The organism is Flexivirga meconopsidis (assembly GCF_026162425.1).
Lineage (GTDB): Bacteria > Actinomycetota > Actinomycetes > Actinomycetales > Dermatophilaceae > Flexivirga > Flexivirga meconopsidis.
The window spans coordinates 113,281-140,261 of sequence record NZ_JAOBQJ010000001.1 but is presented as its reverse complement, the minus strand read 5'-3'; the positions used below and the strand labels follow the sequence as shown (position 1 = coordinate 140,261).

Sequence of the window (26,981 nt, the reverse complement as noted above, 5' to 3'; positions counted from 1 at the left end):
ACCGTGTCCTGGCTATGTACGGGAGTTCGTGGCGAGCCTTCGGGATACAGCTGGTGTGGGTGTTCGGAGTAGTTACGCTGCTGAGCAGGTTCTTGTTTCGCGACAGCTGGTCGGCATCACTGACCAGGGGCGCCATCTGGTTCGTGTTGTGGCTCGTGGTGATCGGCGGTCTCAGGCTGTGGGAGTCCCGACGCCGCGAACGTTAGGGGCGGGTGCGCCGTCGCGGCAGACGGATCCCCAATTGACACGGCCGATCCGGCACCCGCAAAGCAGGTCGTTCATGGAACCGGCTTGTCAATGAGCGGTGAGGCCACCGTCGATGACCAGTTCGGCGCCGGTCATGAATGACGACTCGTCGGAGGCGAGATAGACGATGCCGGCGGCGACTTCCTCAGCACTTCCGGCGCGCTTCATCGGGGTGCGTTGGATGTCTGCTTGCTGGTCACCCTCGGCTTGCAGGATCTCGGAAATCATCGGTGTCGAAATCACGCCAGGGTGCACAGAGTTCACCCGGACGCCGCGCTCGGCATACTCCACGGCGGCGGTCTTGCTCAGCAGTCGCACTGCGCCCTTTGTGGCGTGGTACGCGGCGGCACCGCCGCCGCCGATGATGCCCAGGACCGATGAGGTATTGACGATGCTGGCTGTGTCGGACGTCAGGAGTGCGGGCATCGCCGCCTTCATCCCCAGCCAGGTACCGGTCAGATTGACCGCCACTACGCGATCCCAGTCGGTCTGCTCAGTGGTCTCGATGCCTTCCCACGCCACGATCCCGGCGACGTTGATCAGCGTGTCGAGGCCACCGAAGGCGCTTACCGCCTGAGCGACCGCTCTCTCCCATTGCGCGGGATCGGTGACATCAAGGGCCGCCCCGTCGACGTCGAGGCCATCGGCAGCCAGGGTCTCGACGAGTGCATCGACGCGTTCGCGGTCGTGGTCGGTCACCAGCACCGCCGCCCCCTCCATCGCGAACTGGCTCGCCGTGGCGGAGCCGATGCCTCCGGTTGCACCGGTGATGAGTGCCCTCTTGCCGCTGAGGCGGTTCATAGTGTTTTCCTTCGCCACTTGCGAGATTGTCGGATGGTCAGAGTGCGGTGTAGCCGCCGTCGACGGCCAGGAGGGCGCCGGTCACGAAGCTGCTCTCGTCGCCGGCGAGGTAGAGGACGGCGTCGGCGATCTCGGATGGTTGCGCGATCCGGCCCAACGGGTGTGCTGCACCGAACGAACGCAAGTACTCCTGTCCGTCGGGACGGATGTGGTTGAGGAACCCCGTGTCCACTACCCCGGGGGCGATGGCGTTCGCCCGGATCCCGAGGCGTGCCCCTTCGACTGCCGCGACCTTCATGAGTTGGCTGAGCGCCCCCTTGGATGCGGTGTACGCCGACCCTTCGGCCAGGGCGACCGTCGAGGTGAAGCTGCCGACGTAGACGATGTTTCCGCCGCCGTCTTGTTCCATGATCTTGAACGCTTCCCTCGTCAGCAGGAACGCGCTGCGCACGTTGACGCGCATGACGCGGTCCCACTCCTCTGCACTGGTAGCGGTCAGCGGCTTGTTGAGCGTCGTCCCCGCATTCGAGACAAGCACGTCGAGTCGGCCGAATTGGCTGCGTGCCGCAGCGACGGATTTCACCGCCACCGCTTCGTCGGCCGCGTCGCCGACGACGCTTACGACGCGTCCGGGGTGCTCTGCTTCCAGCTCAGTGACGGAGGGAGACAGATCCTGGACGACCGCGCGTGCGCCACGACGGAGCGCACCCTGCACAACCGCCCTACCGATTCCGCCCGCTGCGCCAGTGACAAGGACCACGCGATCGGCGAGGTCTTCGTCCCGACTGATTCTGTTGCGGTCTCGCTCCTGGGTCTGTTTCGACATGTCCCACCTTCCGCCAGTTGTCGCGGCGCAGCCTTCTGCGCGTGACCAGCATCGGATGGTCGGCATCGACGAGGGAGAGCGCGGCGCGGCTGGTTGTCTCACACCCCCCATAGGGTGCTGAGGGAAGGAAATGCTGCCGGCGTACCGTGGCAGGAATGGGGCTGAAGACTTCGGAGCTTGGGCTCTTCCTGCGCGCGAAGCGGGGCGCGGTGTCTCCCGAAGAGCATTCGTTGGTGTCCACCGGTGCACGTCGTGTCCCAGGTCTGCGCCGCGCGGAGGTCGCCGTTGTAGCCGGAGTTTCGGTTGACTACTACACCAAGCTTGAGCAGGGTCGTGAACTCAACCCGTCTCCTCAGGTGTTGCGAGCGCTGGCCGAAACCCTGCGCCTGGACGAGGAGGAGACGGCCCATCTCTTCGTTTTATCGGGTGCATCCGTCAGGCAGTCTCAGGATGTCCGGTCGACGTCGCTGGCGCCCAGCCTGCGCGTCCTGCTCGACGGTTGGTCCGAGCACCCTGCGATGGTCGTAACGCGAGGCCTGGACGTCCTTGCTCGCAACCCGTTGGCCGAAGCGTTGTATAGCGGGTTTGAGATAACGGACAACATCGCCCGAATGACCTTTCTCGATCCCGCAGCTCCCGAGTTCTACGTCGAGTACGACCGGGCGTGCGAGACATCCGTAGCCAATCTGCGCAAGGCGGCCGGTCAACACCCGCATGACAGCCGGGTTCGTGGCGTCATCGATGAACTGATCGATCAGAGCCAGGCCTTTGAGCAACTGTGGTCTCGGCAGTCAGTGCGTGGAAAATCCCAAGACGTCAAGACTCTCCAGCATCCACAGGTCGGTCGTCTCGTGCTGTCGTACGAGACGTTCTCGGTCAACTCCGCTCCGGGCCAGGAGCTTGTGGTCTATAGCGCCGAGAGCAGAAGCTCAAGTGCGACACGACTTGCGCTACTCCGTTCCATCCCCCAAGCGGGACCGGGCAGTCAGTAACGCCCGGCGACCGGAGTCAGACGTCCTGCCGGACCACTCCGGACGGCTCCAGCAACCGCGCCTCCAGCCGCTCCACCACCGCACGCGCATCCAGCACGGACGCATCGGTGACGACCGTGACCCCGAGGCGGCCGTCCCAGCTGAGCGCCCCGATGGTCAGCGGTATGCCGGGGGCCGGCGGCAGGATCGGCAGCACCCGGCTGACCGGGCAACCGACCATTGTGAACGACCGGTCCGGACCCGGCATGTTGGACACGATCGCCTGAAAATACTTGGGGCCGTAGACATTTCGGGCAAATGCCCGACGCCCCGTCCGCGGGACGGCACGCAGCGCACTCGCCATCACCCAGCGAGAAGCCAGCGCCCGGGTCGGGGACCGCAGCGGTGCTGCCTGGCGGCATACCTCATCGCGCAGCTCGTCGACGGACGCGTTGCGGGCGGGGCTGTCCAGCAGCACCGCGGCGGTCAGGTTGCCGTCCTCGTCGCCCGAGCCCGGCGCGCGCAGCATCATCGGCACCGACACCCGCAACTGCCCGCCGCAGCGGGAGGCCAGCCCCGGCTCGACACCGGCCACCGCACTGCCGGTCGCGGCCAGCAGCAGCTCGGTCACCTTCATCCCGCGCGACCGGGCGGCGGCCCGCACCGCGGCGAGCGACACCTCGGTGGTCGCCAAGCCGCGGGTCGCGCCACCCGGCGGGAGCACCGCGGCCGGTTTCCCGTCGGTAGCCAGCTGAGCGAGCCCGGCGACAACACCGGCGCCGCGCTGCAGCGCACCCGGCGCCTTACGGTCGGGCACCGGCAGCTCATAGCGCGGCTCCAGCAGGCAGAGCAGCTTGGCGACCGCACCGACGCCGTCTGCCATGCAGTGGTGCATCACGATGCAGAACGCGGTCTTGTCGCCGACCCCGCGCACCAGCCAGGCGCGCCACAGCGGCCGATCCTGCGGCAGCTCGTCGGTCGTCAGCCGGCCGATGAGCTCGTCCAACGCGGCCAGCTCCGATCCAGCGATGCCCGCCCCGCCCGGCAGGTCCACCTCGGCCAGATGCCACGACCAGTCGATCGGACCGGCCGCCTCCCACCGGGCGGAGCCGCCGCCCGGCGCCAGCCGGTCGGTGAAGTGCGGCAGGTCGGCCAGGTGCTGATCGAGCAGGTCGCGGATCTCGTCATACGTCGGTGCACCGGTGAGCAGCACCAGCCCGCCGACATTCTGCCCGTTGCCGGGCGTTTCGATGTCGAGGAAGAACGCGTCGGCGGTCGGCAGCCTCGAGCCCGACCCGCGCATCAGCCAGGCGGCCGCACCGACCCCGACCCCGACGACCACGACCGCGCCCACCGCGTCGAGCAGGTAGTGGTTGGCGGTGGCGAGCACGACATACAGGGTCAGCAGCACGTGCACCGCGCTCGCCACCTGCAGCCAGCGCCGCTGCGACATACGGGCCAGCATGACGCTCACCCACAAGGCCCACGCCATGTGCAGGGACGGCATCGCGGCGAGCTGGTTGGCCCCGGCCACCACCGGCGAACCCCACGAGCCGACGGTGCCGCCACTCGCCACCGTGTCGACGAATCCGGGCATCATTCGCGGCGGCATCAGCGGGTATGCCGCAAACACCGCGAACGCCAGCAGATTGAGCAGCACGAACGAGTTGCGCGCCTGCCGGTAGACCTGCGGGGCCCACAGGTAGCTGATCACCAGCAGCAGCGCCGCGCTGATCAGGTAGGTCGTCGCGTATTCGTAGTTGGCCGCGGTCATCAGGCCCGGCCGGGCGGACAGCCAGTCGTTCAGCGAGCGCTCGATGTCGAGGTGCAGCCACTGCTCGAGGTCGATCAGGTGGGCGGCGTTGTGCCGCGCGGTCGCGGTGCGCCCCGGGCCGCGCCACGCGTCGACCAGGAGATAGACCGCGAAAAGTGCTGCGCCGATGAGGAATTCGCCCAGCAGCTTCGGCCGCTTCGCAGCGGGTATGGCGGGAAACCGCAGCCGCGGCAGGTGCAGATGCGGGCGGTGCGAGTGGGTGGCGCTCACCGGGCTACCCCCGCCGGCAACCTCAGGCGAAAGCGACCGTGAAGCCGGGCATCCGACGCAGCCTGCTCCAACCCCATGCGGTGCAGATCAGCACCGACAGCACGGTCAGCGACGAGCTGAAGACACCCCGGGACAGCACCGCGCTTTGCGCGCCGAGGTGCAGGAAGCCCAGGCTCATGCCGACGTCGATCAGCCGGGACAGGCCCCACAGCACGCAGACCTGGGTGAACATCCGGTGCGCCCGGCGGTCGTGCATCAGCGTCTGCGGCAGGGCGATGAAGTCGCGGGCCAGGTGTTTGGTGATCGGACGGCCGATGGCGGCGCTGCCGAGGAAGATCAGTGCCATGAAGAGCGATCCGGCGATCGGTTGCAGCAGGTAGACGTAGACGCTGGACAGTGCCAGCGAGATCGTGGTGCGTCCGACCAGCATCAGCACGGCCATCAGCAGCGTGCGCGGCACGCTCTCCCGGCTGCGCCAGCGGATCCCGACGATCAGCGCCGACCAGGCGAGCACGCCGATCAGACCCCAGAACTGCCCGACCGTGGCCATCGCGGCATACAGGATCAGGGCGGGCACCACGACTGCCTCCAGCAACAGCCGTCCCGCCCGTAACGTAGAAGAGCGAAGGAACGCCCGATCGATCAGCAGCTGATGGGCATGCGGCTCGGCCGCAGCGGTCGCGGGCATATTTCACTATGACACCGGCACCTGTGATTCTCAGACGAAATGGGACAGAGGAGCTCCGCCGGCGCGTGGTCACGGTCAGCTCGCTGCCCGTGACTGCGCGCCGGCCGGAGTGACCTGTGCTTTTCGGGGGGTTTCACTCCGAGAGAGCGGGGAGTGGGCGAGCCCACTGATCCCGATGCCGACCAGCACCGCGGTCACGCAGACCGCGGCGAGCGCGCCCGCCGTGTGCGGCGGGGTGACGTGGAAGCCGAAGATCCCGGCCAGGTAGCTGGCGACCGGGTTGGTGATGCTCATCGCCGCGACCGCCCACGGCAACGTGCCGCCCGCGAACGCCGCCTGCTCGATCAGCAGGCCACCCGCGGTCGAGATCGCCAGGCAGTAGCCGGGCCAGTCGAGTGCGGTGTGCAGCACCCCGGGCCCGAAGAGGTCGGCGGTGGTGAGCTTGATGAGTACGGCGCTGGCCGCGAAGCACATGCCGGCGGCGATCGCGAGCAGCAGGCTGGAGGTGCGGCCGGAGCGGGCCCGCGCGACCGCGACAAGGGCGACGACGCAGGCCGCCATCACGATCAGCACCAGGGCCGCCTGGTCACGGTCGGGTGCACCACTCAGTGGGGCGGCCCCGCTCACCGACAGCAGCACGATCAGCCCGGCGCAGATGCACAGCACGTAACCCCAGTCGCGCCGGGTCGGATGCATCCGGCTGCCGACCCCGGTCAGCAGCAGCGCGAACAGCACCTGGCTGACCATCACCGGCTGCACGACGGCGACGCTGCCCAGGTGGAGTGCGGCCGCCTGGATGAGGAAACCGAGGTTGTTGATCAGGAAGCCCGCCACCCAGACGCGGCGGCGCACGAGGGTGCGCAGGAAACCGGAGAAGCCGTGCACCGTGCCGAGCGAATGGTCGTCCTTGATCCGCGCGGCCTCGCGCTGCTGGAGCATCGCGGACAGCGCGAAGGCGAAAGCCGCCGCGCACGCCAGCAGGAGCACCAGCCAGAGCATCTACTCGGGATCTCCTCCTCGTAGTCTCGTCTGATCACCCCAACGCCCCGCCAACCGGTTGTATGCCGCAGGCCACGCCGCACGCAGCACCGGCGCCACGCGCAGGCTGCGGTCGGTGAAGCGCTCCGGCTGGCCGCCCTCGATCAGCGAAACCAGTTGCTGCGCCACCTGGTTCGCCGGACGAGGTCTCGGCGACGACCTGGTGTAGGGCACGCCACGGGTGGCGAAGAAGCCGGTCTCGACGACCGCCGGGACCAGCGTGCTCACCTCGACGCCGGTGCCCGCCGCTTCCAGCCGGAGCGCGTCGGCGAAGGCGTCCAGCCCCGCCTTGGTCGCCGAGTAGACCGCTTCCCCGGCGACCGCGGTCCGGCCGGCGATGCTGCTGACGAAGGCGACGTGCCCGGCGCCGCGCTGCAGCATCCCGGGCAGGACGGCGCGGGTGAGCAGGAGGGGCGCGGTGAGGTTGGTGGCGACCAGGTCGTTGATCGCGGCCTGCGTCATACGGTCGAAGGGGGAGTGGTGGCCGATGCCCGCGTTGTTGATCAGCACGTCGATCCGGCCGTGAAAAGCGTTGGCCTGCTTGCTGATCGACTCCACCGATGAAGCGTCGGTGAGGTCACCGACCACGTGGTCGCAGTGCAGTCGAGCGGCGAGCTGCGCCGTACGTGCGGCATCGCGTCCGTGCACGATCAGGTGGGCGCCCGCCTCGGCCGCCGCAGCAGCGGTCGCGGCACCCAGGCCACCCGTGGCCCCGGTGACGAGTGCGACGCTCCCCGAAAGCTGCATATGAACACGATATTGCCGGCACTCGAAGTGACCTCCCTTCGGGTGAGGCGCGGGTGCCGCTCGCCTTGTTTTGATGAGTGATTGGTGGGTAGTCACCCATTGCGCTAACAACTCGATCCGACTGGAGGCAATCGCATGGCCACGTCCGCACGCCGTTCGACCAAGTCGTCCAAGGCTGCTGCTCCGGAGACGGTGATCGGCAACGCCGGGCAGCTGGAGCAACAGGCGGCGCCCGGCGAGGAGGCGCTGACCACCGCGCAGGGTGTGCCGGTTTCCACCAACCAGGACAGCCTCACCGCCGGTGAGCGCGGCCCGACCCTGCTGTCCGATTTCGTGCTGCGCGACAAGATCTTCCGCTTCGACCACGAGCGCATCCCCGAGCGGGTCGTCCATGCCCGTGGCTACGGGGCGCACGGCACCTTCGAGTCGCTGGCCGACCTCAGCGACACCACTCGCGCCCACCTCTTCGGCAAGAAGGGGCACAAGGTCCCGGCGTTCGTGCGGTTCTCGACCGTCGCGGGCGGCCGTGGATCGTTCGACCTGGCCCGCGACGTGCGCGGGTTCGCGGTCAAGCTCTACACCGAGGAGGGCAACTGGGACATCGTCGGCAACAACATCCCGGTCTTCTTCATCCAGGACGCGATGAAATTCCCCGACCTGGTGCACTCGGTCAAGGAGGAGCCGGACCGCGGCTTCCCGCAGGCGCAGTCCGCGCACGACAACTTCTGGGACTTCGTCGGCCACATGCCCGAGGCCACCCACATGACGCTCTGGCAGATGAGCGACCGGGCCATCCCGCGCTCGTTCCGCTTCATGGACGGCTTCGGCGTGCACACCTACCGCTTCGTCAACGCCGACGGGAAGTCGACGTTCGTGAAGTTCCACTGGAAGCCGGCGCAGGGCGTGCAGTCGGTGATCTGGCCCGAGGCGGTCAAGATCAACGGCGCGGACCCCGACTTCCACCGCCGCGACCTGTGGGATGCGATCAACTCCGGCGACTACCCGCAGTGGGACCTGGCCGTCCAGCTCTTCGACGAGGCGACCGCCGACGCGCTGCCGTTCGACGTGCTCGACCCGACCAAGATCATCCCCGAGGACGACGTGCCGCTGCGGGTCATCGGCCGGCTCACCCTCGACCGGGTGGTCGACAACGAGTTCGCCGAGATCGAGCAGGCCGCGTTCTGCACCCAAAATGTTGTGCCCGGAGTCGATTTCACCGATGACCCGCTGCTGCAGGGCCGCAACTTCTCCTATCTCGACACCCAGCTCAGCAGGCTCGGCAGCCCGAACTTCACCCAGCTGCCGATCAACGCGCCCAAGTGCCCGGTCGCCAACTTCGCCCGCGACGGCCACATGCAGACCGAGGTGCCGAAGGGACCGGTCAACTACGAACCCAACGGTTACCCGGTGGGCGAGCGCGGCCCGCGCCCGGACCAGGAGGCCAGCTTCCACTCGTTCGCCGAGCCGGTCGAGGGCACGACCCGCCGGCTGCGGGCCGAGAGCTTCGGCGACCACTACAGCCAGGCACGGGTCTTCTGGATCAGCCAGACCCCGGTCGAGCAGCAGCACATCGTCGACGGCTACGTCTTCGAGCTGAGCAAGGTGCAAAAGCCCGAGGTGCGCGCCGAGGTGGTGGCCAACCTGCGCAACGTCGACGAGGACTTCGCCCAGCAGATCGCCGACGGGCTCGGCATGCCGCTGCCCAAGGCCAGCAAGCCGTTCATGCCGGTCCGCACCGACCTGCCGGCCAGCCCGCAGCTGTCGATCCTCGGCAACCCGCCCGACACGTTCGCCGGCCGCAAGCTCGGCATCGTGCTGACCGACGGCTCGGACGCCAAGGTGCTCGCCGCGCTGCAGCGCGCGGTGAAGTCGGAGAAAGGCACCGTCGAGCTGATCGCCCCGAAGGTCGGCGGCGTGACCCTGTCCGACGGCACCAAGCAGCCGGCCGACCAGCTGCTCAAGGGCGCCCCCTCAGTGCTGTATGACGCAGTCGCCCTCATCCCGTCCGCCGACGGAGCCGACCAGCTGTCGCGCGACCCGGCGGCGAAGGACTTCGTGAACGACGCGTTCAACATGTACAAGTTCATCGGCGTGGGAGCCGACTCGGCTCCGCTCTTCGAAGCGGTCGGGCTCGAGGATCGGCTGGACGAGGCGTGCCCGACGGTCGGCACGCCCGCGCAGGCCAAGTCCTTCGTGGCGAGCCTGAAGGCGCTCCGCTTCTGGGAGCGGCCGGTCGACGCGTGAGGGCGTCGACCCCGGACCGGGGCGGCGGTCCTAGACCCGCCGCCGCCCCGGCTCCACCCCACGGCGAACCGTCCCGTCCGGAAGGCTGACGATGACTCACTTCGGTTACACCCTGATGACCGAGCAGAGCGGCCCGAAACCGTTGGTGCGCTACGCATCTGGCGCCGAGCGGGCAGGGTTCGACTTCGAGGTGATGAGCGATCACTATTCGCCGTGGCTGGCCAGTCAGGGGCATGCGCCATACGCCTGGAGCGTGCTGGGGGCGATCGCCCAGACCACGGAGCGGGTCGAGCTGATGACCTACGTGACGTGCCCGACCGTGCGCTATCACCCGGCGGTCGTCGCGCAGAAGGCGGCGACCGTGCAGTTGCTCGCCGACGGTCGCTTCACCCTCGGGCTCGGCAGTGGTGAGCGGCTCAACGAGCACGTCGTCGGCGAGGGTTGGCCCGGCGCCGACGTCCGGCAGCAGATGCTGGTCGAGGCGATCGAGATCATTCGCGGCCTGCACGGCGGCGAGGTGGTGGATTTCCACGGTGACTATTTCGAGGTCGATGCGGGCCGCCTCTGGGACCTGCCGGAGCAGCCTGTGGAGCTGGCGGTGGCCGTCGGCGGCGAACACGCCATACGACGGTTTGCCCCGCTGGCCGATCACCTGGTCGCCGTCGAGCCCAATGCCGACTTCATCGCCCAATGGAACGACATCGAGGGTGCGGCGCCGATTCCCAAGTCCGGCAGGGCGATCGGGCAGATTCCGGTGTGCTGGGCGCCGGACGAGCAGACCGCCAGGACGCGGGCGCGTGAGCAGTTCCGCTGGTTCGCCGGCGGCTGGGCGGTCAACGCCGAGCTGCCCACCGCGGGCAGCTTCAAGGCGGCCACCCAGTTCGTGACCGAGGACGACGTCGCGTCGTCCATCCCGTGCGGACCCGACCTGGACGCGATCGCCGAGGTCGTCCGGCCGTATGTCGATGCCGGCTTCACCGACGTCGCCCTCGTGCAGATCGGCGACGACGGCCAGGACGACTTCCTCGCCGAGGCCGCCGAGCCGTTGCTGCGCAAGCTGCGTGCGCTGTGACCGCCGTCGTCCTCCTGGACGTCGACGGCACGCTGATCGACTCGACCTATCTGCACGCGCTCGCGTGGGAGCGGGCCTTTGAGTCCGTGCAGGTCTACCCGCAGTGGTGGCGGGTGCACCACGCGATCGGCATGGGTGGCGACCGGCTCGTAGCGCATGTCGCGGGTGACCAGGTCGAGGCCGCGCACGGCGACCAGTTGCGCAAACTGTGGAGCCGCGAGTACGCAGCCGTCCTGGAGGAGGTGCGGCCGATCGACGGGGCCGGGGACTTCGTGCGCTCCTTGCAGGACGCCGGGTTGCGGGTGGCGCTCGCGTCGTCCGGGGCGCCGGACTTCACCGAGCACGCGATGGAGCTGCTCGGGCTCGGTCACGACGACGTTGCCGCGGTGACGACCTCCGACGACGCCGACTCCTCCAAACCGGCGCCCGACATCCTGCAGGTCGCGCTGGACCGGGCCGGCGGCGGCGAGGCCGTCGTCATCGGCGACAGCGACTGGGACGCACACGCCGCAGGACGTCTTCGGGCACCATGCCTCGGCGTGCGCACCGGCGGCTTCTCCAGCGCCGAGTTGCTCGACGCCGGTTGCGTGGACGTGCGGGATTCGGTGGCCGATCTGACGCCGGACCAGGTCACCCGGTTGCTCTGACGTCGACATGCCGCTCACCTTCCCCACTAGGGTTGCCGCCGACATGACGACGACTCCCGCCGCGCCGCGCTACTCGGTCGCCGATTCCGCATTGCTTCTGGAGTCGTATGACGCCGTGCCCCCGGACCAGCTGCTCAGCCTCGACGAACAGGTGCGCTGGCGACGACTGCGCCGCCCGCAGGACCGGGACGACTTCGTGGCCGCTCGCTTGCTGGTGCGGCTGCTGCTCATCGACGGATCACCGACACCGTCCGCACTGACCAGCATCCGGCTGCGCCAGGTCTGCGCCACGTGCGACGGGCCGCACGGGCGCCCGACGGTGCTCGACGCACCCGAGGTGGCGGTGTCCTGGGCGCACAGCGGAGGCGCGGTCGCGGCCGTCGTCGGTGCCGCCGGTCCGCTCGGCGTCGACGTCGAGCGCGCGGTCACCGCGGCACCGCAGCTGTCCCGTCCGATCACCTGGCACGAGTGGACCCGCGCCGAGGCGCTGGTGAAGGCCGGGATGCTGGATCTTGACGCCGCCGCTGCGCGGGCAGAGCGGCTGCAACCTGCGGAATTTGGTTTGGTCGCAACCGATTTCACCGTCGAAACCCCGACCGGACCGGACGTCTTCGGCACCGTCGTCGCACCGACGACGGCTGCCGCCATACCTGCTGAAACGCTGGTATGACGGCAGCCTGACGGCGACGGACGGGCCTGCCTCAGCCGACCTCGAGGGCGGTCGTCTCGGTGTCGCGCAGTTGCTCGACTGCGCTGTCGGCGTCGCGTTCGGTGGCCGACGCGCCCTTGGACGGGCGGCGCATCACCAGCATGACCAGCACGAACGCGACCAGCAGCAAGCCGCCGGCGACCTGGAACCCACGGTCGGCCCCGGTCACGAAGACGTGGATCGCGTGCGACGAGGCACCGGGCGCAACCGCGGGATCGCTTCCGGCAGTGGCGAATACGGTGACCAGCACGGCGAGACCAAGCGCACCGCCCAGCTGCTGGGTGACGTTCACCAGGCCGGATGCTACCGAGGTGTCCGACGGTTCGACACGGGCCAGCCCGGCAGTGGTGAGCGGCACGAACGCGATGCCGTTGCCCAGGCCGAAGACGAACAGCGCGGGCAGCAGCGTGAGATACGAACTGTGCGCGTTGAGCATGGACATCAGCATCAGGCCGATGCCGGACAGCAGCGTGCCGGTCGCGGCAATTGCCTTGGTGGAGAAGTGATTGACGATCACCCGCGCCACCAGCTGCGACGACGCGAAGATCGTCACCGGGATCGGCAGGAACGCCAGACCCGACTGCCACGGCGTCCAGCCGAGCACGATCTGCATGTACTGACTCATGAAGAAGAACGCGCCGAGCGATCCGGCGACCAGCATCAGCCGGGCGATGTATGCCGTCGCTCGGTCCCGGTCGGCGAAGAGCCGCAGCGGCATGACCGGCTGCGTCGCCCGCAGCTCGACGGCAATGAACACCGCCATGAGCACCAGCCCGGCCCCGAACGCGGCAAGCGTGCCGCCCTCAAGCCAGCCGTCAGAGGCCGCCCGGATGAATCCGTAGACGAGAGAGGTCATTCCGATGGTCACCAAGAGGGCACCGAGCACGTCGACCGAGCCGCGCTGTCGGGCCGCGCGCGGCAGCACTCGCAGCGCGACCGCGAGCACCGCGAGGCCGATCGGCACGTTGACGAAGAAGACCCAGCGCCAGGACGCGACCGAGGTGAGCACGCCGCCGGCGATCAGGCCGATGGCCGCGCCGGACGCGGAAACGACGGTGTACCAGCCGATTGCGCGGGTCTGCTCCTTACCCGGCTTGTAGAGCGACATCAGGATCGCCAGCGCCGACGGCGCGGCAAAGGCAGCACCGGCACCCTGCAGCGCCCGGGAGGCGAGCAGCAAGGTCTGGTCCTGGGCGAGGCCGCCGGCCAGCGAGGCGGCGACGAACACCGTCATACCGGCGAGGAAGGTGACACGGCGGCTGAAGATGTCCCCGGCACGAGCGCCGAGCAGCAGCAGCCCACCGAAGGCCAGGGTGTAGGCGTTGACGATCCAGGACAGCGAAGTGGAGTTCATGTGCAGCTGGCTGCCGATGTCGGGCAGCGCGATGTTCACGATCGCGGCGTCCAGCACCAGCATCAGCTGGGTGACGAGCACGGCGGCCAGGATCAGCCCGGCGAACGGTCGTGGGTTGGCGGACTCGGCGGCATCGGTGGAGCCGGCCGGGCGAGTAGCGCCCGAGGCGCTACGTGACTTGGTAGTAATGGTCACTTGTTATGTCCTTCGCTACTGCGAGGCGTACCATGAATGGAAGTGGAGCTTGACTCCGGTTAGAACTATACGGAGGAATCCTCCGGTTATGCAACCGGGATTCCGTGAGGTGTGACGAAGATGGCCCGAAACAGCTCGGCGACGAAGCCGGCGACCTCGGCGAAGACGGCGACCAAGCCGGCCGCCGATGCTGCGAAATCTGGTGCAATCAGTGCAGATTCAGCGGCGTGTGGGGCAGACTCCGGTGCTCCGGCCAAGCCGCTGCGCGCCGACGCGGCGCGCAACCGGCAGAAGCTGATCGACATCGCCACCGAGGCGTTCACCGACGACGTCGACACCCCGCTCGACGAGATCGCCCGCCGCGCGGGTGTCGGCATCGGCACCCTCTACCGGCACTTCCCGACCCGCTGCGACCTGGTGCTGGCGGTGTACGGCGACCAGGTCGACGCCCTCGAGCAGCGCTCGTTCGACCTGCCGAAGTCACTCGGCCCGGGCGAGGCCCTGCACGAGTGGATGCGCGGCTTCGTCAGCTATTACGCGGTCAAGATGGGCCTGATCAACCTGCTGCGCTCGATGATGCAGGGCAACCCGCAGACCTTCGAGGACGCCCGTCGCCGGATGCGCGAGTCGGCCGCCCGCGTGCTCACCCCCGCGATCGAGGCCGGCGTCGTACGCGCCGACGCCACCCCCGAAGAGCTCACCCGCGCGCTCGGCGGCATCTGCCTGGGCGCCTCGGGCAGCACCGAGGGCCAGGAGACCTCCCTCGCGGTCGTCGACCTGGTGTATGACGGCCTGCGTTTCGGAGCGCCGGGCACGCGCGAGGCGAAGTAGCCCGCCGCCCGCCCACTGACGTCCGTCGCAATGACTGACGTCCGTGCAGCGACGTCACTCGTTGGTGCGGACGTCACTCGGGGTCGCACGCTCACTGGAGGATCCACTGCGAGATGGTGAACGCCCCGACGAGCATCAGCGCCACGACGAGGGTGACGAGCAGCAGGCAGCCCGCTGCGCCCCATCTGTGGCCGCCTTCGGAGAGCACGATGTCCTTGCCCAGCTGCTTCCCCGGGCCGGCATCCTGCCGGGCTGCCGACCGCAGTTGTGCCAGGTGGCGCCGATCGACCGCAGCGCGGACCGGCGGCGGGATGCTGTGCCACTGCGCGTGCGGACCGCCATACCGCTGCCGCCACGCGGCGCCCGCTTCGTGTGCCTCGTCGTCGTCGCGTCCGGTGACGAACCAAAGCGCACCCGCGGCCGGCAGGTCACCCATGCGGTGGTAGACGCTGGCGAGCAGGTCGAGGACTTCGTCGTCCTGGCGTTGGAGCAGCAGGCCGACCAACCTGTCTCGCGCCTTCCAGAGCCGTCGTGCTTCCAGATCGGCTCGGGCACGTTCGATCGCGGACGACATCGCCGAAGCTTCGCAGGTCCCGCCACCCCTTCGCACTCGGACCGTCAGGGTTGGCGCGCGCTATGACGCGGCGGGGAGCGGCTTGCCGTTGAGATGCCAGACGGTGCCAGTCAAGGGGACCAGGCTTCGAATTGCGCACCGATATTTGCTGCCGGATTCCAGCGCAACCGCGTTGAGCGCGTCCGAGTCGAGCGTCTGCCCGGAGTAGGTCCGAGCGCGGTCCTGGCATTGAGCGGTGGCGTCGGACCTGACGGCGCGATCGGCCCACGCGGTGGTGAATTCAATCCGGTGGGGCACCGCACACGCGACGAAACCGCTGCCGTCCGGCTGCGTGGCGCATTGCAGCAGAACTGAAGGAACGCCGGTGGCGCTGAGTCCGGCGATGTCGTTTCCGGTAGCCCCGGCGCTGTAGATGATGCATTCGCGGTTTGCGGTCGTGGCCTTCAGTCTGAACTGAAGTGTCGTGTCCACTCCCCGCGAGTTGAGGAAGTCGCCGGGCGTGCAGGCTGCCGCCGGCGATATCAGGCCGCTGCCGTCAGAGTCGCAGCTCACTTTCTTTCCGTCGCGAGTTGCGCACCCGGTGCCGACCTCGGGAACGCTCGTCTTCTGCTGCGACTCGGTTACCGCCGATGTCCCCGAGCTGCCCGGCTCAACTGCGGCGCCCGAGTTCTTACCGATCGAGTTGACCCAGTTAGCGATCACCGGAGCGGCGAACCAGCCGATGACTGCAATGACGACGGTGATCGCTCCGCCTATGTAGGCGGCCCGAACGCCCGAGTCGGGGCCGCTCAACTGGATACCTTCACGACGACCAGGGCCGCGCTACTGCCGTTGTACGTGCAGGGGTCGGTCGCGTCCGTCACGGCGACCTTCACGACCGTGACGCCGCTGAGGTTTGTCTGCACTGAAGCTTGCTGGTTGAAAGCGAAGTTCTTCGCCGGTTGCGGCTTACCGTCGACGATCAGCCCGACGCTGAGAGTGTCGTCGGAGTTGCTGGCTTGACCGTCCTGAGCAGCTTGCACAGTGAGCGTGCCCGGCGCTCGTGGAAATCGAAACTCGAGCAGATTCGGGGCTGTCGAGCCGCACGAAAGTTCGGTCCTTAGCGCACCGTCCAGTGGGGCGGAGGCCCCTGCCGGAGTGAAGCTACCGGCCGCCCACGCGTCCGTCTGGCCGGAGACGTCGGCAAGCGTCAGAGTGCGTTCGCCACCGGTCACGGTGATGGGTCCCGTCGGGGATTGAGAGTCCGCGGGAGTTTCGGTGCCTTCCGTGGTGCTTTGGGTGGTCGGATCAGCGGCGGATCCGGCTGCGGATGTGGCGGTTGGACTTGCGGTAACGGTGACCGTCGAAGGAGCAGCCTTGCTGAACTCCGACGAGCTACTGGAGACGCTGTTTCCTGAGCACGCGGCCAGGCTCGCAAGTCCGATGACTGCAAGTGACGCCGCGATTCCCCTGCCTATCCCCTGATACATGCCAGAAGGCTAGTTACGGCAGCCGAGAGATAGGCCGCTCCCGAACGGTTGATTTTTCTTGTACGTGGCGCGTACTGGTCGGCCCGAGATGCCGCCCACCCGCGATCCGTCATACCCCGGTCGTGACATTCGGCACGGGTGCGTATGACGGGGCATTCCTACTGTTGAGGTCAACGCGGAGATGCCGCGACCGACGGGGGACGAGGAGCACGTCATGATCCAGCTACTGCGCAGCAACCGGTCCGCACTCTGGATGCTGATCCCGATCGGCTGGGTGCTGGTGGCGATGACCGGCGGGTGGCTCGTCTTCCCGATGGTGCTGCTGACGATCTTCCTCGGCGGCGGCCTCAAGGCCGGCGGCTGCTCGGGGCGTCGGCTGCGGCACCGGGAGCCGGCGCAACTGGACGCCCCGACCTACGACCGGCCGCGCGTCGACCTGGCAAAGCCGGCCGCGCCCGAGACGCTGACCCAGCTGGCCGACGACTCCCGCCTCCCGCGGGACGTGCGCGACCGCGCCCTCCAGCTCGACCGCGACGGCACCGCCGCTCTCACCTACCTGCGCGACCGCGGCGCCGACGCCAAGGAGATCTTCGACGTCGAGCAGTTGGTCACCGACTTCGGCCCGCAGGCGGTGCGTTCCTACCTGGCGCTCGCGCCCGGCGCCGCCGACACCGAGCCGGTGCTGGACGGCAAGACCGGCCACCAGCTCGTGGTCGAGCAGCTCGACCTGCTGATCGGCGAGACCGCAGCCCGCGTGCGGCACGCGGCCCGGCTCGGCAGCGACCAGCTACTGGCCAACCATCGCTTCCTGACCGAGAAGTTCGGCACGAAGAACAAGCAGGGCGAGTTGCAACTCTAAAGGAGCGCTCGCCCCGTCATACAACAGAACACCGGCGCCACTCCTCGGGGGAGCGGCGCCGGTGTTCCTCGGGTATGACGAGGCGTCAGCGAGCTTCCTCGCCGGTGATGAACGCCTCGAGCTTGGCGCGACCGACTTCGTCGCGACGCTGCTCCGGCGGGGACTTCATCAGGTAGGACGACGCCGACAGCAGCGGGCCGCCGATGCCGCGGTCCTTGGCGATCTTCGCCGCGCGCACGGCGTCGATGATGATGCCGGCCGAGTTGGGGGAGTCCCAGACCTCGAGCTTGTACTCCAGGTTCAGCGGCACGTCGCCGAACGCGCGACCCTCGAGTCGCACGTACGCCCACTTGCGGTCGTCCAGCCACGCGACGTAGTCCGACGGGCCGATGTGCACGTTCTTGTCGTCGACCTTGCCGGCGAGCGGACCCTCCAGGTTGGAGGTGACCGCCTGGGTCTTGGAGACCTTCTTGGACTCCAGGCGCTCACGCTCGAGCATGTTCTTGAAGTCCATGTTGCCGCCGACGTTGAGCTGGTAGGTGCGGTCGAGCACGACACCGCGGTCCTCGAACAGCTTGGCCATCACGCGGTGGGTGATGGTGGCGCCGACCTGGCTCTTGATGTCGTCGCCGATGATCGGCACGCCCGCGTCCTCGAACTTCTTGGCCCACTCCGGGTCGGAGGCGATGAAGACCGGCAGCGCGTTGACGAAGGCCACGCCCGCGTCGATCGCGCACTGCGCGTAGAACTTGTCGGCCTCCTCCGAGCCCACCGGCAGGTAGGACACCAGCACGTCGACCTGTGCGTCCTTCAGCACCTGCACGACGTCGACCGGCTCGGCCGCCGACTCCTCGATGGTCAGCCGGTAGTACTTGCCCAGCCCGTCCAGGGTGGTGCCGCGCTGCACCTCGACGCCGGTGGTCGGCACGTCGGTGATCTTGATGGTGTTGTTCTCGCTGGAGTTGATCGCCTCCGCGAGGTCCTTGCCGACCTTCTTGTCGTCGACGTCGAACGCGGCGACGAAGTTGACGTCACCCACGTGGTAGTCGCCGAACTTCACGTGCATCAGGCCCGGCACCGTGGTGTCTGCCGGAGCGTCCTTGTAGTACTCGACGCCCTGCACGAGCGAGCTCGCGCAGTTGCCGACGCCGACGATCGCGACGCGGATCTCTGCCATGTCTTACTCCTTATCGGTGGCCGGCTTTCGGGCGCTGTGCGCCGAGCCGGTTGGTGTGTCGGTGCTGTATGCCGATCGCTCGGTCTCGATCAGCTCGGACAGCCAGCGCACCTCACGCTCGGTCGACTCCAGACCGTGCCGGTGCAACTCGGCGGTGTATTTGTCCGCGCGCTCGCGCCGCTCCCGGGACTGGGCCCGGGCGACGTCGAGCCGCTCCTCCAGCCGGCTGCGGCGGCCCTCCAGGATGCGCAGCCGCACATCCGAGGAGGCCTGACCGAAGAAGGCGAAGTGGACGTCGAAGTTTTCGTCCTCCCACGAGTCGGGGCCGGTCTGGGCCATGAGCGTCTGGAACTGCTCCTTGCCCTCCGCGGTCAGCTCGTAGGTGATCCTGCTGCGCTTGCCCTTGCCGGCCAGCCCTTGCCTGGCCGGGGAGTCGCCCTCGCGCTCGGTGATCCAGCCACGCTCGACCAGGCCGCGCAGGCACGGGTAGAGCGAGCCGAACGACACGACGCGGAAGGCGCCCAGCACGCCGGACAGTTGCTTGCGCAACTCATAACCGTGCAGCGGCTGGTCGTGCAACAGGCCGAGGACGGCGAGCTCGAGGATGGCGCCGCGACGAGACATCGGCATACCTCCCTGTTTGCTCGCTGTTCGACGGGTGTTGTCCGTCACCATACACTCCACGATGTATCGGTTCGATACATCGTGCGGCGTTTCATGGCGGATTCCTAGATTCCCGACCGCGCCATCCCGCGGGTTACGCTGCCATGCGTGACTGATGAGACTCGGGGCTCCCGGATCGGATCCGCGGTGCGCCGCGGCCGTCCGCGCAAGGAGCACGGCCTGGCGTTCAAGGTGTTCTGGCGCACCGTTCTCGGCCTGTTCAGCCTCTTTGTGATCGGCTTCGTGGTGCTGCTGGTCATCTACCTGCGCACCCCGATCCCGCAGCCGCAGGCCAACGCCGGCAAGCAGTTGTCGATCGTCTATTACAACGACGGCAAGACCGAGCTCGGGCGATTCAGCACGGTCAACCGGCAGGACGTGAAGCTCGACCAGGTGCCGAGGACCGTGCGCTATGAGTTCCTGGCCGCTGAGGATCGCAACTTCTACAAGAACTCCGGCGTCTCCTTCAGCGGCACCGTCCGGGCGGCGTGGAAGACGCTGACCGGCGGCGGTGAGCAGGGCGGTTCGACGATCACCCAGCAGTACGTCAAGAACTACTTCCTGACCCAGGACCGGTCGGTCAAGCGCAAGGTCAAGGAGATCATGATCTCCTTGAAGATCGACCAGAAGTATTCCAAGGACCAGATCCTGCAGGACTACCTCAACAACATCTACTTCGGTCGCGGTGCCTACGGCATCCAGGCCGCCTCGCAGGCCTACTTCGGCGTCGACGTCGAGAAGCTCAACCCCAGCCAGGGCGCCTTCCTCGCCTCCGTCATCAACGCGCCCGGCCTCTACGACCCGCAGTACGGCGACGCTGCCGCCGCCCGGGCGAATGCCCGGATGGTCTACGTGCTGGACGGCATGGTCAAGGAAGGCTGGATGACCCAGGCCGAGCGGGAAAAGCAAGAATTCCCGAATTTCGTGCCGTACAAGCCGAATTCGCAGATCACGCCCGGTCCGAACGGCTACATCGTCGCCTCGGTGCGCAGTGAGCTGCAGAACAAGCTGAAGCTCAGCCCGGAGGACATCGACCGTGGCGGTCTGCGGATCACCACCACGATCGAGAAACCGGCCCAGGACGCCGCAGTGGCCGCGGTCAACAAGAGCGTGCCCAGCGAGGTCGCCCGGCTCGATCAGCTGCACACCGGACTGTTCGCCCAGAAGCCCGACGGCGCCGTCGTCGCGATGTATGGCGGCAACGACATCAGCAAGAACGCCGTCAACGCCGCGACCGGCGCCCAGATCCAGGGCGGGTCGAGCTTCAAGGCGTTCGCGCTGGCTGCCGCGCTGCAGGACGGTATGACGATGCAGACCCGTTTCAGCGGCGCGTCGCCGTTGGTGCTCAACGCCGGCGGGGGCAAGCAGACGCGGGTCACCAACGACCACGGGGACCAGTACGGCAGCCTGACGCTGGGCCAGGCCTTCGCGGTCTCCTCCAACACCGCGTTCGTGCGGCTCAACCAGCAGCTGGGCACGGGCAAGACCCTCGCGGCCGCGCAGCAGCTCGGCATACCGGCCAAGGCGCCCGGCATGAACGACCCGTCCGCGGTCGACGTGCTCGGCTACGCGGCCGTGCACGTCAGCGACATGGCCAACGCCTACAACACGATCAGCGCCGAGGGGAAGAAGGCGGCGCCGTACTTCATCACCAAGGTGTCGAGCACGGCCGGCGACTACGACTACTCCGCGCACCCGAACACCACCCAGGCGATCGACAAGGACATCGCAGCCAACCTGGCCAATGGGATGCAGGGGCCGCTGGTCGGTGCGGGCGGCTACCAGGGCACCGCGGAGTCGACGGCCGGCACCCTGAACCGCCCGGCCGGTGGCAAGACCGGTACGACCGGCGCCAACGGCAAGTTCATCGCCGCCTGGTTCACCGGGTTCACCCCGAACCAGCTGACCACCTCCGTCGGCATGTACGCCGGGGACGGCACCAAGGCGCTCAACCAGGCGGGCGAGTCGTTCTACGGGGGCGACATACCTGGCACGATCTGGCGAGACTTCATGAGCGCCGCGCTGAAGGGGCAGCCGGTGGCCAAGATGCCGACGCCCAAGGACGTCAAGCCGTCGGTGACCAACACTCCGCCGCCGGTGACCCAGACCCAGGCGCCGCAGCCGACCACCACGCCGCCGTCGACAACCCGTTCGTCCACCCCGCCGCGACCGACCACCACCAGCGCCCCGCCGACACCGAGCTCGACGCAGCGGCCGACCCCGTCGACCACCCGCTCGACCACGACGCAGCCGACCCCGACCACCGAGCCGACCCGCCCGACGCAACCGACCCAGCCGACGCCCACCGTGACGCGGCCGACCCAGCCGCAGACCCCACCGCCGGCGAGCGGGGTCGCTCCCCGCGCGGGGCAGCAGTCTTCATCGCCCGTCGGGTAGCCGCGACCAGGTTCGCGATCGGGGATCGGCAGGTAGGCTCGCCGGCGTGTCTGCGCCCAACCGATTGACCGCGCCCAGCCGCGGAGAGAACCCGGCGGCGCTCGCGACCGAGGTGATCGGCGGGCCGGTCGGCAGGTTCGCCGCCATCGGTCGTCGCGGCTGGACCTACGTCGCGGCCATGCTCTCGGCGCTGGCCTCGGTCTTCGTGGCCCTCGGCGTACTCCAGAAGAACCACTGTGTGCGCGAGGGCTGGGGATCACCGGGTTCGTTGTGGCGAGAGTGCTATTCGGACCTGCCGGTCGCCGCGACCGGAGCGCACGGTGGCACGCCGTGGGACGGTGCCGGCGGCTCTCAACCGGTGCTGACCGCGATCCTCGGCTGGCTGGTGGGCCAGATCACGCCCGGCGGCAGCGACCTGTCGATGCAGCAGATCTACTTCGCGATCGGCGCGGTCATCATCGTGCTGCTCGTCGCGGCCACCACGCTCGCGACCGCCTCGATCGTGCGCGGCACACCGTGGCTGGCGGCGCATGTGGCGCTGTCGCCGGTGCTGATCACGGCCGCACTCGTGTCCTTCGACATGCTCGGCGTGGCGCTCGCCACTTTCGGCCTGGCTTGCTGGGCACGTCGCCGCCCGGTGGCGGCCGGTGTGCTGTTGGGCGCCGCGGTCATGGCACGCACCTACCCGCTGGTGATCATCGCCGCGATCGCGCTGATTGCGTTGCGGGACAAGCAGACTCGGCCGCTCTGGCGGCTGCTGGCCGGTGCCGCGGCGGCCATCGTGGTCTGCCTCGGGCTGGTGCTGGTGACCGGCGGCAACCCGTTCGACCCCTACCGCACCTGGTGGGAGGCAAAGGCCAGTTACGGCGCGCCGTCATACCTGTTCACCATCACGCACATCTCGGTGCCGGGCGCGACGCTGTCGATCGTGGCGATCTTCGGCTGGGTGATGGCGCTGCTGCTCGGGCTCTACCTGACCGGCCGGGCCAAGGAGCAGACACAGCTGGCGCCGCTGGCGCTGACGATGCTCGTGGTGGTGCTGCTGACCGGCAAGTCGATGTCGGTGCAGGCCTGCCTGTGGGTGCTGCCGCTGCTGGCGATCAGCGCGATGCGGTGGCGGGACCACCTGATCTGGGCCGGGGTCGAGATCGCCTACTTCGTCATGGTGTGGCTCTACATCGCCGGTCCGTCCAACCAGGGCAAGGCGATGCCCGCCGCGGTCTTCAGCTTCTTCCTGATCGTGCGCGCGATCGCCTACGTCGGCATCGCGTGGGCCGCGTGGGAGTCCTCCGAGGACCTGCCGAGCGACCCGCTCGAGCCGTCTGCCGAGCCGTCCCCCTCAGCCGCCGCCGGTCGCCGATTTCCGCATCCCGCTGCCTGACCGATAAACTCGGTCTTTGGTTCGCGAGCTCACGTCTGCGCCGTCATACCCACCGGTTGTCGGTGCCGCGAGGCAGAGTGTCCTCACACCAACGGTGACGACCTCGGGTTTCGCGAGCCAACGCTGCTAGAACCCTCCTGTCACGGAGAGACCGTGACCGTTCAGACCGAAGGAGGTGGGTTACCGCATGCGTCAGTACGAACTGATGATCATCATCGACCCCGAGCTCGACGAGCGCACCGTCCAGCCCACGCTGGACAAGTTCCTCAAGGTGGTCACCAAGGATGGTGGCAAGGTCGACAACCTCGACATCTGGGGCCGTCGCCGTCTTGCATATGACATCAAGAAGAAGTCCGAGGGCATCTACGCCGTGGTGACGCTGACCGCCGAGTCGGCGACCGCCAAGGAGCTCGACCGCCAGCTCACGCTGAACGAGTCGATCATGCGCACCAAGCTGCTGCGCGTGGACGCCTGATTCCTCGGCACGACTAGGAGACTGACATGGCCGCAGGCGACACCGTCATCACCATCATCGGCAACCTGACCCAGGACCCGGAGTTGCGGTTCACCCCCAACGGGGCAGCCGTTGCCAACTTCACCGTTGCGTCCACGCCGCGTTACATGGACCGGCAGACCAACGAGTGGAAGGACGGCGAGACGCTGTTCATGCGTTGCTCGGTGTGGCGCGAGGCGGCGGAGAACGTCGCCGAGTCGCTCACCCGTGGCTCGCGCGTGATCGTCTCCGGCCGGCTGAAGTCGCGCTCCTGGGACGACAAGGAGACCGGCCAGAAACGGTCCGCCATGGAGCTTGAGGTCGACGAGGTCGGCCCCTCGCTGCGCTACGCCACCGCGAAGGTCAACAAGACCCAGCGCGGCGGCGGTCAGGGTGGCGGCTTCGGCGGTCAGCAGGGCGGCGGCAACTTCGGTGGCAACTCTGGCGGCGGCCAGCAGGGCGGCTTCGGCGGCGGACAGCAGTCCGACCCGTGGGCGACCGGCGGACCGCAGCAGGGTGGCGGCCAGGGTCCGCAGTCCGGTGGCCAGGGCGGTCAGGGCGGCTGGAGCACCGGCCCGTCCTACGACGAGCCGCCGTTCTAGTTGTCTCGCTCCAATCCGCGCGTCGGGACTGACCTCGCAAGCTCGGTCTGTCCCGGCTGGATTGGAGCTGGTGCCGGTCTCGCTGCCGGAGTCCGGTGGTCGAGTAGCGGCGAGCCCCCAGGGGCGAGCCGCGTATCGAGACCACCCACGTCATACAAAAAGTAGAAATCCATCCCGAGCGCCGCTCGGGCTCTCCGCAAGAGAAAGAGAGCACCACGATGGCCAAGCCCGCCATTCGTAAGCCCAAGAAGAAGGCCAACCCGCTGAAGGCGGCGAAGGTCGAGACGATCGACTACAAGGACACCGCGCTGCTGCGCAAGTTCATCAGCGACCGCGGCAAGATCCGCGCTCGCCGGGTGACTGGTGTCTCCGTCCAGGAGCAGCGGCTCATCGCCACCGCGGTCAAGAACGCCCGTGAGATGGCGCTGCTGCCCTACTCGAGCTCGGCTCGCTGATCGGAGGACACCTGATGAAGATCATTCTGACCCACGAGGTGCCCAGCCTCGGCGCGCCCGGTGACGTCGTCGACGTCAAGGACGGCTACGCCCGCAACTACCTGCTGCCCCGCAACCTGGCCACCCCGTGGACCAAGGGCGGCCAGAAGCAGGTCGACGCGATCACCAAGGCGCGCGAGACCCGCGCGGTGAAGTCGCTCGAGCAGGCTCAGTCGCTCAAGGGCAATCTGGAGTCGGCGGTCGTGCGGGTGCCCGCGCGCGCCGGCGAGTCCGGCCGGCTCTTCGGTGCCGTGACCACCGCCGAGATCGCCGAGGCGGTCAAGGAGGCCGGTGCTGGTGCGATCGACCGTCGCACGATCCACGTGTCGGCCCCGATCCGCAATGTCGGCTCCCACGAGGTCCAGGTGCGGTTGCACCCGGAGGTCGAGGCCGTCGTCAAGCTGGACGTCGTCGCCGCCAAATGACGCCTGCGGCATACGCCGCGGCAATTCGCAGCTGAGCCGGTCGCCCCACCCGGGGTGGCCGGCTCAGCTGCGTTGGTGTTGGCCTGCCGGGACGTTGCCCGGAGCTGACTCGTCGCGTCCGGCCGGACTTGTCACGTGCAGTGCCCACTTGTCACGTGTAGGGCCGACTTGTCGCGTGCTCTAGCACGTGACAAGTCCACAAAACGTGGACGAGTGGCTGCCAGCCGTGCAGCTGCCGAGCCCGATCTCGTATGACGTCAGGCGCCGGTGACCAGCCAGCGGTCGCTGCGAGCGCGCATCCCGAGTGCGACCAGCCGCAGCGCCATGAAGCCGGTGAACGTCCACCAGAGCAGCACCAGCGCGTGCGTGGCCCCGTCGGCGCGCAGCGCCGCGGCGTTCGCGTGCACCAGCCACAGCAGCGGCAGGTAGGCCACCAGCACCAGCACCTGTAGCAGCGCCAGCGCCCGGCCGTCGCCGGCACCGATCAGCACGCCGTCGAGCACGAAGACCAGCCCGCTGATCGGCTGCCCGATCGCAAGCACCAGCAACGCGGCCGCGAGCGCGTCGCGGACCTGCTGATCGCCGGTGAACAGCACCGGCAGCACCGTGTGCAGCGCGGCGACGCCGACGCCGAGCGCGACACCCATCCACCAGCCCCACCAGAGCATCAGCCTGGTCATCGCACGGGTGCCCTCGATGTCGCGCGCGCCGAGCGCCTTGCCGGTGAGCGCCTGCGCGGCGATCGCCAGCGCGTCCAGCGCGAATGCCAGGAAGCCGAAGATCGTCATCGCCACCTGGTGCGCGGCGAGCGGCACGTCACCGAGTTCAGCGGCGACCCAGGTGCTGGCGAGCACCGCGGCCCGCAGCGCGAGGGTGCGCACCAGCAGAGGTATGCCGAAGAGCGCCGCCGCCAGCACGCGTGCTGGATGTGGCCGGAGCGGCGTGCCGAGCCGGTGGGCGCGGCGCAGCACCACCACGAGCAGCCCGGCGGCCATGCCGGTCTGGGCGAGCACCGTCCCGAGCGCGGATCCGGCGATGCCGAGGCCTGCGCCATACACGAGGAGGAGGTTGAGCAGCAGGTTGCACGTGAAACCCACCGTCGCGGCGACGAGCGGGGTGCGGGTGTCCTGGAAGCCGCGCAGCACGCCGGTCGCGGCCAGCACTGCGAGCATGCCGGGTATGCCGAAGGCGCTGATCCGCAGGTAGACGCTCGCCTCGTCGGCGGCCGCGGCCGACGCGCCGAACAGGTCGCAGATCGGGCCCGCGAAGATCGCGACCACGACTGCGGTGATCGCACCGAGCCCGAGGGACAGCCAGACTCCGTCGATGCCCGCGCCGACGGCCTGGGACTCGTGACCGGCGCCGAGCTGGCGGGCGACCAGCGCGGTCGTGCCGTAGGCCAGGAAGATGTAGACGTTCGCGGCGGTCAGTAGGGCGGCGCTTGCCACGCCGAGGCCGGCGAGTTCGTCGGTGCCCAGGTGGCCGACGATCGCGGAGTCGGCGAGCAGGAAGAGCGGCTCGGCGACCAGCGCCAGGAAGGCCGGGACGGCGAGGCGCAGGATCTGCCGGTGCACCGACGGCTGCTCCGCCGTGGCGGGCGTTTCGTCGACGGGCACCGGGTCAGCCTATGGGGCGGCCGCGGGTGCGGTGTCACCGCTCCCGCGATGCCGGAGGGTTACCGGCAAGTTCGCGAAATCTCACGATATGGACCAAGTGTGTCTCGCCATACAAGCACGTTCGGAACAATTTGACCGGCGGCCAATCGGGTTTACCGCCGCCGCCCCGAACCCCGTAAACTCGCCAAATATCACGGAACGGTCACGGGGTGGCACTGGTCAGCTGTGTGACTGGTGTGACATCTGAGGGCCTTGCTGTGGGGCTGGGATCTGCCGAAAGGCTTTGGTAAGTCGCGCGCGTACGCCATAGTCGATGCCCGTGCGCCGGATCGGGGAGCCGGTAAGCGCAGCAGGCGTCACCGCGGAGCGGTGTGTGGGCAATGCGGCCCAGCCTGATCGTCAGCAGTCACCGAAGCTA

General features: G+C 68.4%; 26 protein-coding genes. 13 read left to right on the top strand and 13 right to left on the bottom strand.

Annotation, left to right across the window (positions count from 1 at the left end; all coding sequences use genetic code 11):
* Positions 1-294: 294 nt before the first annotated feature.
* Positions 295-1,065 (bottom strand): SDR family NAD(P)-dependent oxidoreductase, encoded by a 771-nt coding sequence (locus N2M23_RS00690; RefSeq protein ID WP_265442559.1) that lies wholly within the window; start codon positions 1,063-1,065, stop codon positions 295-297.
* Between the two features lie 19 nt (positions 1,066-1,084).
* Positions 1,085-1,873 (bottom strand): SDR family NAD(P)-dependent oxidoreductase, encoded by a 789-nt coding sequence (locus N2M23_RS00685; RefSeq protein ID WP_265442558.1) that lies wholly within the window; start codon positions 1,871-1,873, stop codon positions 1,085-1,087.
* 155 nt (positions 1,874-2,028) lie between these two features.
* Between N2M23_RS00685 and N2M23_RS00680 the strand changes: the two genes are divergently transcribed.
* The gene (locus N2M23_RS00680; protein ID WP_265442556.1) at positions 2,029-2,865 is read left to right on the top strand and encodes a helix-turn-helix transcriptional regulator; all 837 of its coding nucleotides are present in this window, start codon (positions 2,029-2,031) and stop codon (positions 2,863-2,865) included.
* A gap of 16 nt (positions 2,866-2,881) precedes the next feature.
* On the opposite strand, the gene N2M23_RS00675 is transcribed toward N2M23_RS00680, so the two are convergent.
* The 4 genes from N2M23_RS00675 to N2M23_RS00660 all read right to left on the bottom strand — a co-directional run bounded on the left by N2M23_RS00675 (position 2,882) and on the right by N2M23_RS00660 (position 7,361).
* A complete protein-coding gene (locus N2M23_RS00675) occupies positions 2,882-4,888 on the bottom strand; it encodes a bifunctional phosphatase PAP2/O-acyltransferase family protein (RefSeq protein WP_265442554.1) in 2,007 nt (668 codons plus the stop codon).
* Positions 4,889-4,910: 22 nt separating this feature from the next.
* Positions 4,911-5,576 carry a DUF3159 domain-containing protein gene (locus tag N2M23_RS00670; RefSeq protein ID WP_265442552.1) on the bottom strand — a complete coding sequence of 222 codons (666 nt, stop codon included), beginning with the start codon at positions 5,574-5,576 and terminating at the stop codon, positions 4,911-4,913.
* Positions 5,577-5,651: 75 nt separating this feature from the next.
* A complete protein-coding gene (locus N2M23_RS00665; protein ID WP_265442550.1) occupies positions 5,652-6,575 on the bottom strand; it encodes a DMT family transporter in 924 nt (307 codons plus the stop codon).
* Entirely contained in the window at positions 6,576-7,361 is a 786-nt protein-coding gene (locus N2M23_RS00660) for an SDR family NAD(P)-dependent oxidoreductase (RefSeq protein ID WP_265442548.1), read from the bottom strand.
* Positions 7,362-7,496: 135 nt separating this feature from the next.
* On the opposite strand from N2M23_RS00660, the gene N2M23_RS00655 reads away from it, so the two are divergent.
* The 4 genes from N2M23_RS00655 to N2M23_RS00640 all read left to right on the top strand — a co-directional run bounded on the left by N2M23_RS00655 (position 7,497) and on the right by N2M23_RS00640 (position 11,994).
* On the top strand, positions 7,497-9,605 hold the full coding sequence (locus N2M23_RS00655) for a catalase (protein WP_265442546.1): 2,109 nt from the start codon (positions 7,497-7,499) through the stop codon (positions 9,603-9,605).
* Between the two features lie 91 nt (positions 9,606-9,696).
* On the top strand, positions 9,697-10,677 hold the full coding sequence (locus N2M23_RS00650; RefSeq protein ID WP_265442545.1) for a TIGR03557 family F420-dependent LLM class oxidoreductase: 981 nt from the start codon (positions 9,697-9,699) through the stop codon (positions 10,675-10,677).
* Complete coding sequence (locus N2M23_RS00645) at positions 10,674-11,324, top strand: HAD family hydrolase (protein ID WP_265442544.1); 651 nt, start codon at positions 10,674-10,676, stop codon at positions 11,322-11,324. Before N2M23_RS00650 ends, N2M23_RS00645 begins: the two co-directional genes overlap by 4 nt.
* Positions 11,325-11,367: 43 nt before the next feature.
* Complete coding sequence (locus tag N2M23_RS00640) at positions 11,368-11,994, top strand: 4'-phosphopantetheinyl transferase family protein (RefSeq protein WP_265442542.1); 627 nt, start codon at positions 11,368-11,370, stop codon at positions 11,992-11,994.
* A gap of 31 nt (positions 11,995-12,025) precedes the next feature.
* Here N2M23_RS00640 and N2M23_RS00635 read toward each other — a convergent pair whose 3' ends face one another.
* Positions 12,026-13,582, bottom strand: a complete 1,557-nt coding sequence (locus tag N2M23_RS00635; RefSeq protein ID WP_265442540.1) for an MFS transporter — start codon at positions 13,580-13,582, stop codon at positions 12,026-12,028.
* A 120-nt stretch (positions 13,583-13,702) separates the two neighbouring features.
* Here N2M23_RS00635 and N2M23_RS00630 point away from each other — a divergent pair, with 120 nt between their 5' ends.
* Positions 13,703-14,413: a TetR/AcrR family transcriptional regulator gene (locus tag N2M23_RS00630; RefSeq protein WP_265442539.1), complete on the top strand. Its 711-nt coding sequence runs from the start codon at positions 13,703-13,705 to the stop codon at positions 14,411-14,413.
* Between the two features lie 91 nt (positions 14,414-14,504).
* Here N2M23_RS00630 and N2M23_RS00625 read toward each other — a convergent pair whose 3' ends face one another.
* The 3 genes from N2M23_RS00625 to N2M23_RS00615 are packed head-to-tail and all read right to left on the bottom strand — an operon-like array spanning position 14,505 to position 16,456.
* Positions 14,505-14,987 (bottom strand): DUF6584 family protein, encoded by a 483-nt coding sequence (locus tag N2M23_RS00625; RefSeq protein ID WP_265442538.1) that lies wholly within the window; start codon positions 14,985-14,987, stop codon positions 14,505-14,507.
* Between the two features lie 60 nt (positions 14,988-15,047).
* Positions 15,048-15,779 (bottom strand): hypothetical protein, encoded by a 732-nt coding sequence (locus tag N2M23_RS00620; protein ID WP_265442537.1) that lies wholly within the window; start codon positions 15,777-15,779, stop codon positions 15,048-15,050.
* Positions 15,776-16,456 (bottom strand): hypothetical protein, encoded by a 681-nt coding sequence (locus N2M23_RS00615; protein WP_265442536.1) that lies wholly within the window; start codon positions 16,454-16,456, stop codon positions 15,776-15,778. Before N2M23_RS00615 ends, N2M23_RS00620 begins: the two co-directional genes overlap by 4 nt.
* 214 nt (positions 16,457-16,670) lie before the next feature.
* Between N2M23_RS00615 and N2M23_RS00610 the strand changes: the two genes are divergently transcribed.
* Positions 16,671-17,315, top strand: a complete 645-nt coding sequence (locus N2M23_RS00610) for a hypothetical protein (RefSeq protein ID WP_265442535.1) — start codon at positions 16,671-16,673, stop codon at positions 17,313-17,315.
* A gap of 85 nt (positions 17,316-17,400) precedes the next feature.
* Here the strand turns inward: N2M23_RS00610 and N2M23_RS00605 are convergent, their stop codons facing one another.
* Complete coding sequence (locus N2M23_RS00605) at positions 17,401-18,492, bottom strand: inositol-3-phosphate synthase (RefSeq protein WP_265442534.1); 1,092 nt, start codon at positions 18,490-18,492, stop codon at positions 17,401-17,403.
* 3 nt (positions 18,493-18,495) lie between these two features.
* Positions 18,496-19,116 carry a PadR family transcriptional regulator gene (locus N2M23_RS00600; protein WP_265442533.1) on the bottom strand — a complete coding sequence of 207 codons (621 nt, stop codon included), beginning with the start codon at positions 19,114-19,116 and terminating at the stop codon, positions 18,496-18,498.
* A 147-nt stretch (positions 19,117-19,263) separates the two neighbouring features.
* Between N2M23_RS00600 and N2M23_RS00595 the strand changes: the two genes are divergently transcribed.
* The 6 genes from N2M23_RS00595 to rplI all read left to right on the top strand — a co-directional run bounded on the left by N2M23_RS00595 (position 19,264) and on the right by rplI (position 24,947).
* Positions 19,264-21,552 (top strand): transglycosylase domain-containing protein, encoded by a 2,289-nt coding sequence (locus tag N2M23_RS00595; RefSeq protein ID WP_265442531.1) that lies wholly within the window; start codon positions 19,264-19,266, stop codon positions 21,550-21,552.
* Between the two features lie 46 nt (positions 21,553-21,598).
* Positions 21,599-22,933, top strand: coding sequence for a glycosyltransferase 87 family protein (locus N2M23_RS00590; protein ID WP_265442530.1), 1,335 nt, complete (start codon positions 21,599-21,601; stop codon positions 22,931-22,933).
* 187 nt (positions 22,934-23,120) lie between these two features.
* Positions 23,121-23,408 carry a 30S ribosomal protein S6 gene (rpsF, locus tag N2M23_RS00585; RefSeq protein WP_265442528.1) on the top strand — a complete coding sequence of 96 codons (288 nt, stop codon included), beginning with the start codon at positions 23,121-23,123 and terminating at the stop codon, positions 23,406-23,408.
* Between the two features lie 26 nt (positions 23,409-23,434).
* Positions 23,435-24,028 carry a single-stranded DNA-binding protein gene (locus N2M23_RS00580; RefSeq protein ID WP_265442527.1) on the top strand — a complete coding sequence of 198 codons (594 nt, stop codon included), beginning with the start codon at positions 23,435-23,437 and terminating at the stop codon, positions 24,026-24,028.
* Positions 24,029-24,246: 218 nt separating this feature from the next.
* Positions 24,247-24,483 carry a 30S ribosomal protein S18 gene (gene rpsR, locus N2M23_RS00575; protein ID WP_265442525.1) on the top strand — a complete coding sequence of 79 codons (237 nt, stop codon included), beginning with the start codon at positions 24,247-24,249 and terminating at the stop codon, positions 24,481-24,483.
* A 14-nt stretch (positions 24,484-24,497) separates the two neighbouring features.
* Complete coding sequence (gene rplI, locus N2M23_RS00570; protein WP_265442524.1) at positions 24,498-24,947, top strand: 50S ribosomal protein L9; 450 nt, start codon at positions 24,498-24,500, stop codon at positions 24,945-24,947.
* 257 nt (positions 24,948-25,204) lie between these two features.
* Here the strand turns inward: rplI and N2M23_RS00565 are convergent, their stop codons facing one another.
* A complete protein-coding gene (locus N2M23_RS00565; RefSeq protein ID WP_265442523.1) occupies positions 25,205-26,563 on the bottom strand; it encodes an MATE family efflux transporter in 1,359 nt (452 codons plus the stop codon).
* Positions 26,564-26,981: the final 418 nt, after the last annotated feature.

Excerpts from the sequence above, each read along its gene's own strand:
- N2M23_RS00685 (WP_265442558.1), bottom strand. The coding sequence starts at position 1,873 with ATGTCGAAACAGACCCAGGAGCGAGACCGCAACAGAATCAGTCGGGAC.
- N2M23_RS00680 (WP_265442556.1), top strand. The coding sequence starts at position 2,029 with ATGGGGCTGAAGACTTCGGAGCTTGGGCTCTTCCTGCGCGCGAAGCGG.
- N2M23_RS00670 (WP_265442552.1), bottom strand. The coding sequence starts at position 5,576 with ATGCCCGCGACCGCTGCGGCCGAGCCGCATGCCCATCAGCTGCTGATC.
- N2M23_RS00665 (WP_265442550.1), bottom strand. The coding sequence starts at position 6,575 with ATGCTCTGGCTGGTGCTCCTGCTGGCGTGCGCGGCGGCTTTCGCCTTC.
- N2M23_RS00660 (WP_265442548.1), bottom strand. The coding sequence starts at position 7,361 with ATGCAGCTTTCGGGGAGCGTCGCACTCGTCACCGGGGCCACGGGTGGC.
- N2M23_RS00655 (WP_265442546.1), top strand. The coding sequence starts at position 7,497 with ATGGCCACGTCCGCACGCCGTTCGACCAAGTCGTCCAAGGCTGCTGCT.
- N2M23_RS00650 (WP_265442545.1), top strand. The coding sequence starts at position 9,697 with ATGACTCACTTCGGTTACACCCTGATGACCGAGCAGAGCGGCCCGAAA.
- N2M23_RS00640 (WP_265442542.1), top strand. The coding sequence starts at position 11,368 with ATGACGACGACTCCCGCCGCGCCGCGCTACTCGGTCGCCGATTCCGCA.
- N2M23_RS00630 (WP_265442539.1), top strand. The coding sequence starts at position 13,703 with ATGGCCCGAAACAGCTCGGCGACGAAGCCGGCGACCTCGGCGAAGACG.
- N2M23_RS00625 (WP_265442538.1), bottom strand. The coding sequence starts at position 14,987 with ATGTCGTCCGCGATCGAACGTGCCCGAGCCGATCTGGAAGCACGACGG.
- N2M23_RS00615 (WP_265442536.1), bottom strand. The coding sequence starts at position 16,456 with ATGTATCAGGGGATAGGCAGGGGAATCGCGGCGTCACTTGCAGTCATC.
- N2M23_RS00610 (WP_265442535.1), top strand. The coding sequence starts at position 16,671 with ATGATCCAGCTACTGCGCAGCAACCGGTCCGCACTCTGGATGCTGATC.
- N2M23_RS00605 (WP_265442534.1), bottom strand. The coding sequence starts at position 18,492 with ATGGCAGAGATCCGCGTCGCGATCGTCGGCGTCGGCAACTGCGCGAGC.
- N2M23_RS00600 (WP_265442533.1), bottom strand. The coding sequence starts at position 19,116 with ATGTCTCGTCGCGGCGCCATCCTCGAGCTCGCCGTCCTCGGCCTGTTG.
- rpsF (WP_265442528.1), top strand. The coding sequence starts at position 23,121 with ATGCGTCAGTACGAACTGATGATCATCATCGACCCCGAGCTCGACGAG.
- N2M23_RS00580 (WP_265442527.1), top strand. The coding sequence starts at position 23,435 with ATGGCCGCAGGCGACACCGTCATCACCATCATCGGCAACCTGACCCAG.
- rpsR (WP_265442525.1), top strand. The coding sequence starts at position 24,247 with ATGGCCAAGCCCGCCATTCGTAAGCCCAAGAAGAAGGCCAACCCGCTG.
- rplI (WP_265442524.1), top strand. The coding sequence starts at position 24,498 with ATGAAGATCATTCTGACCCACGAGGTGCCCAGCCTCGGCGCGCCCGGT.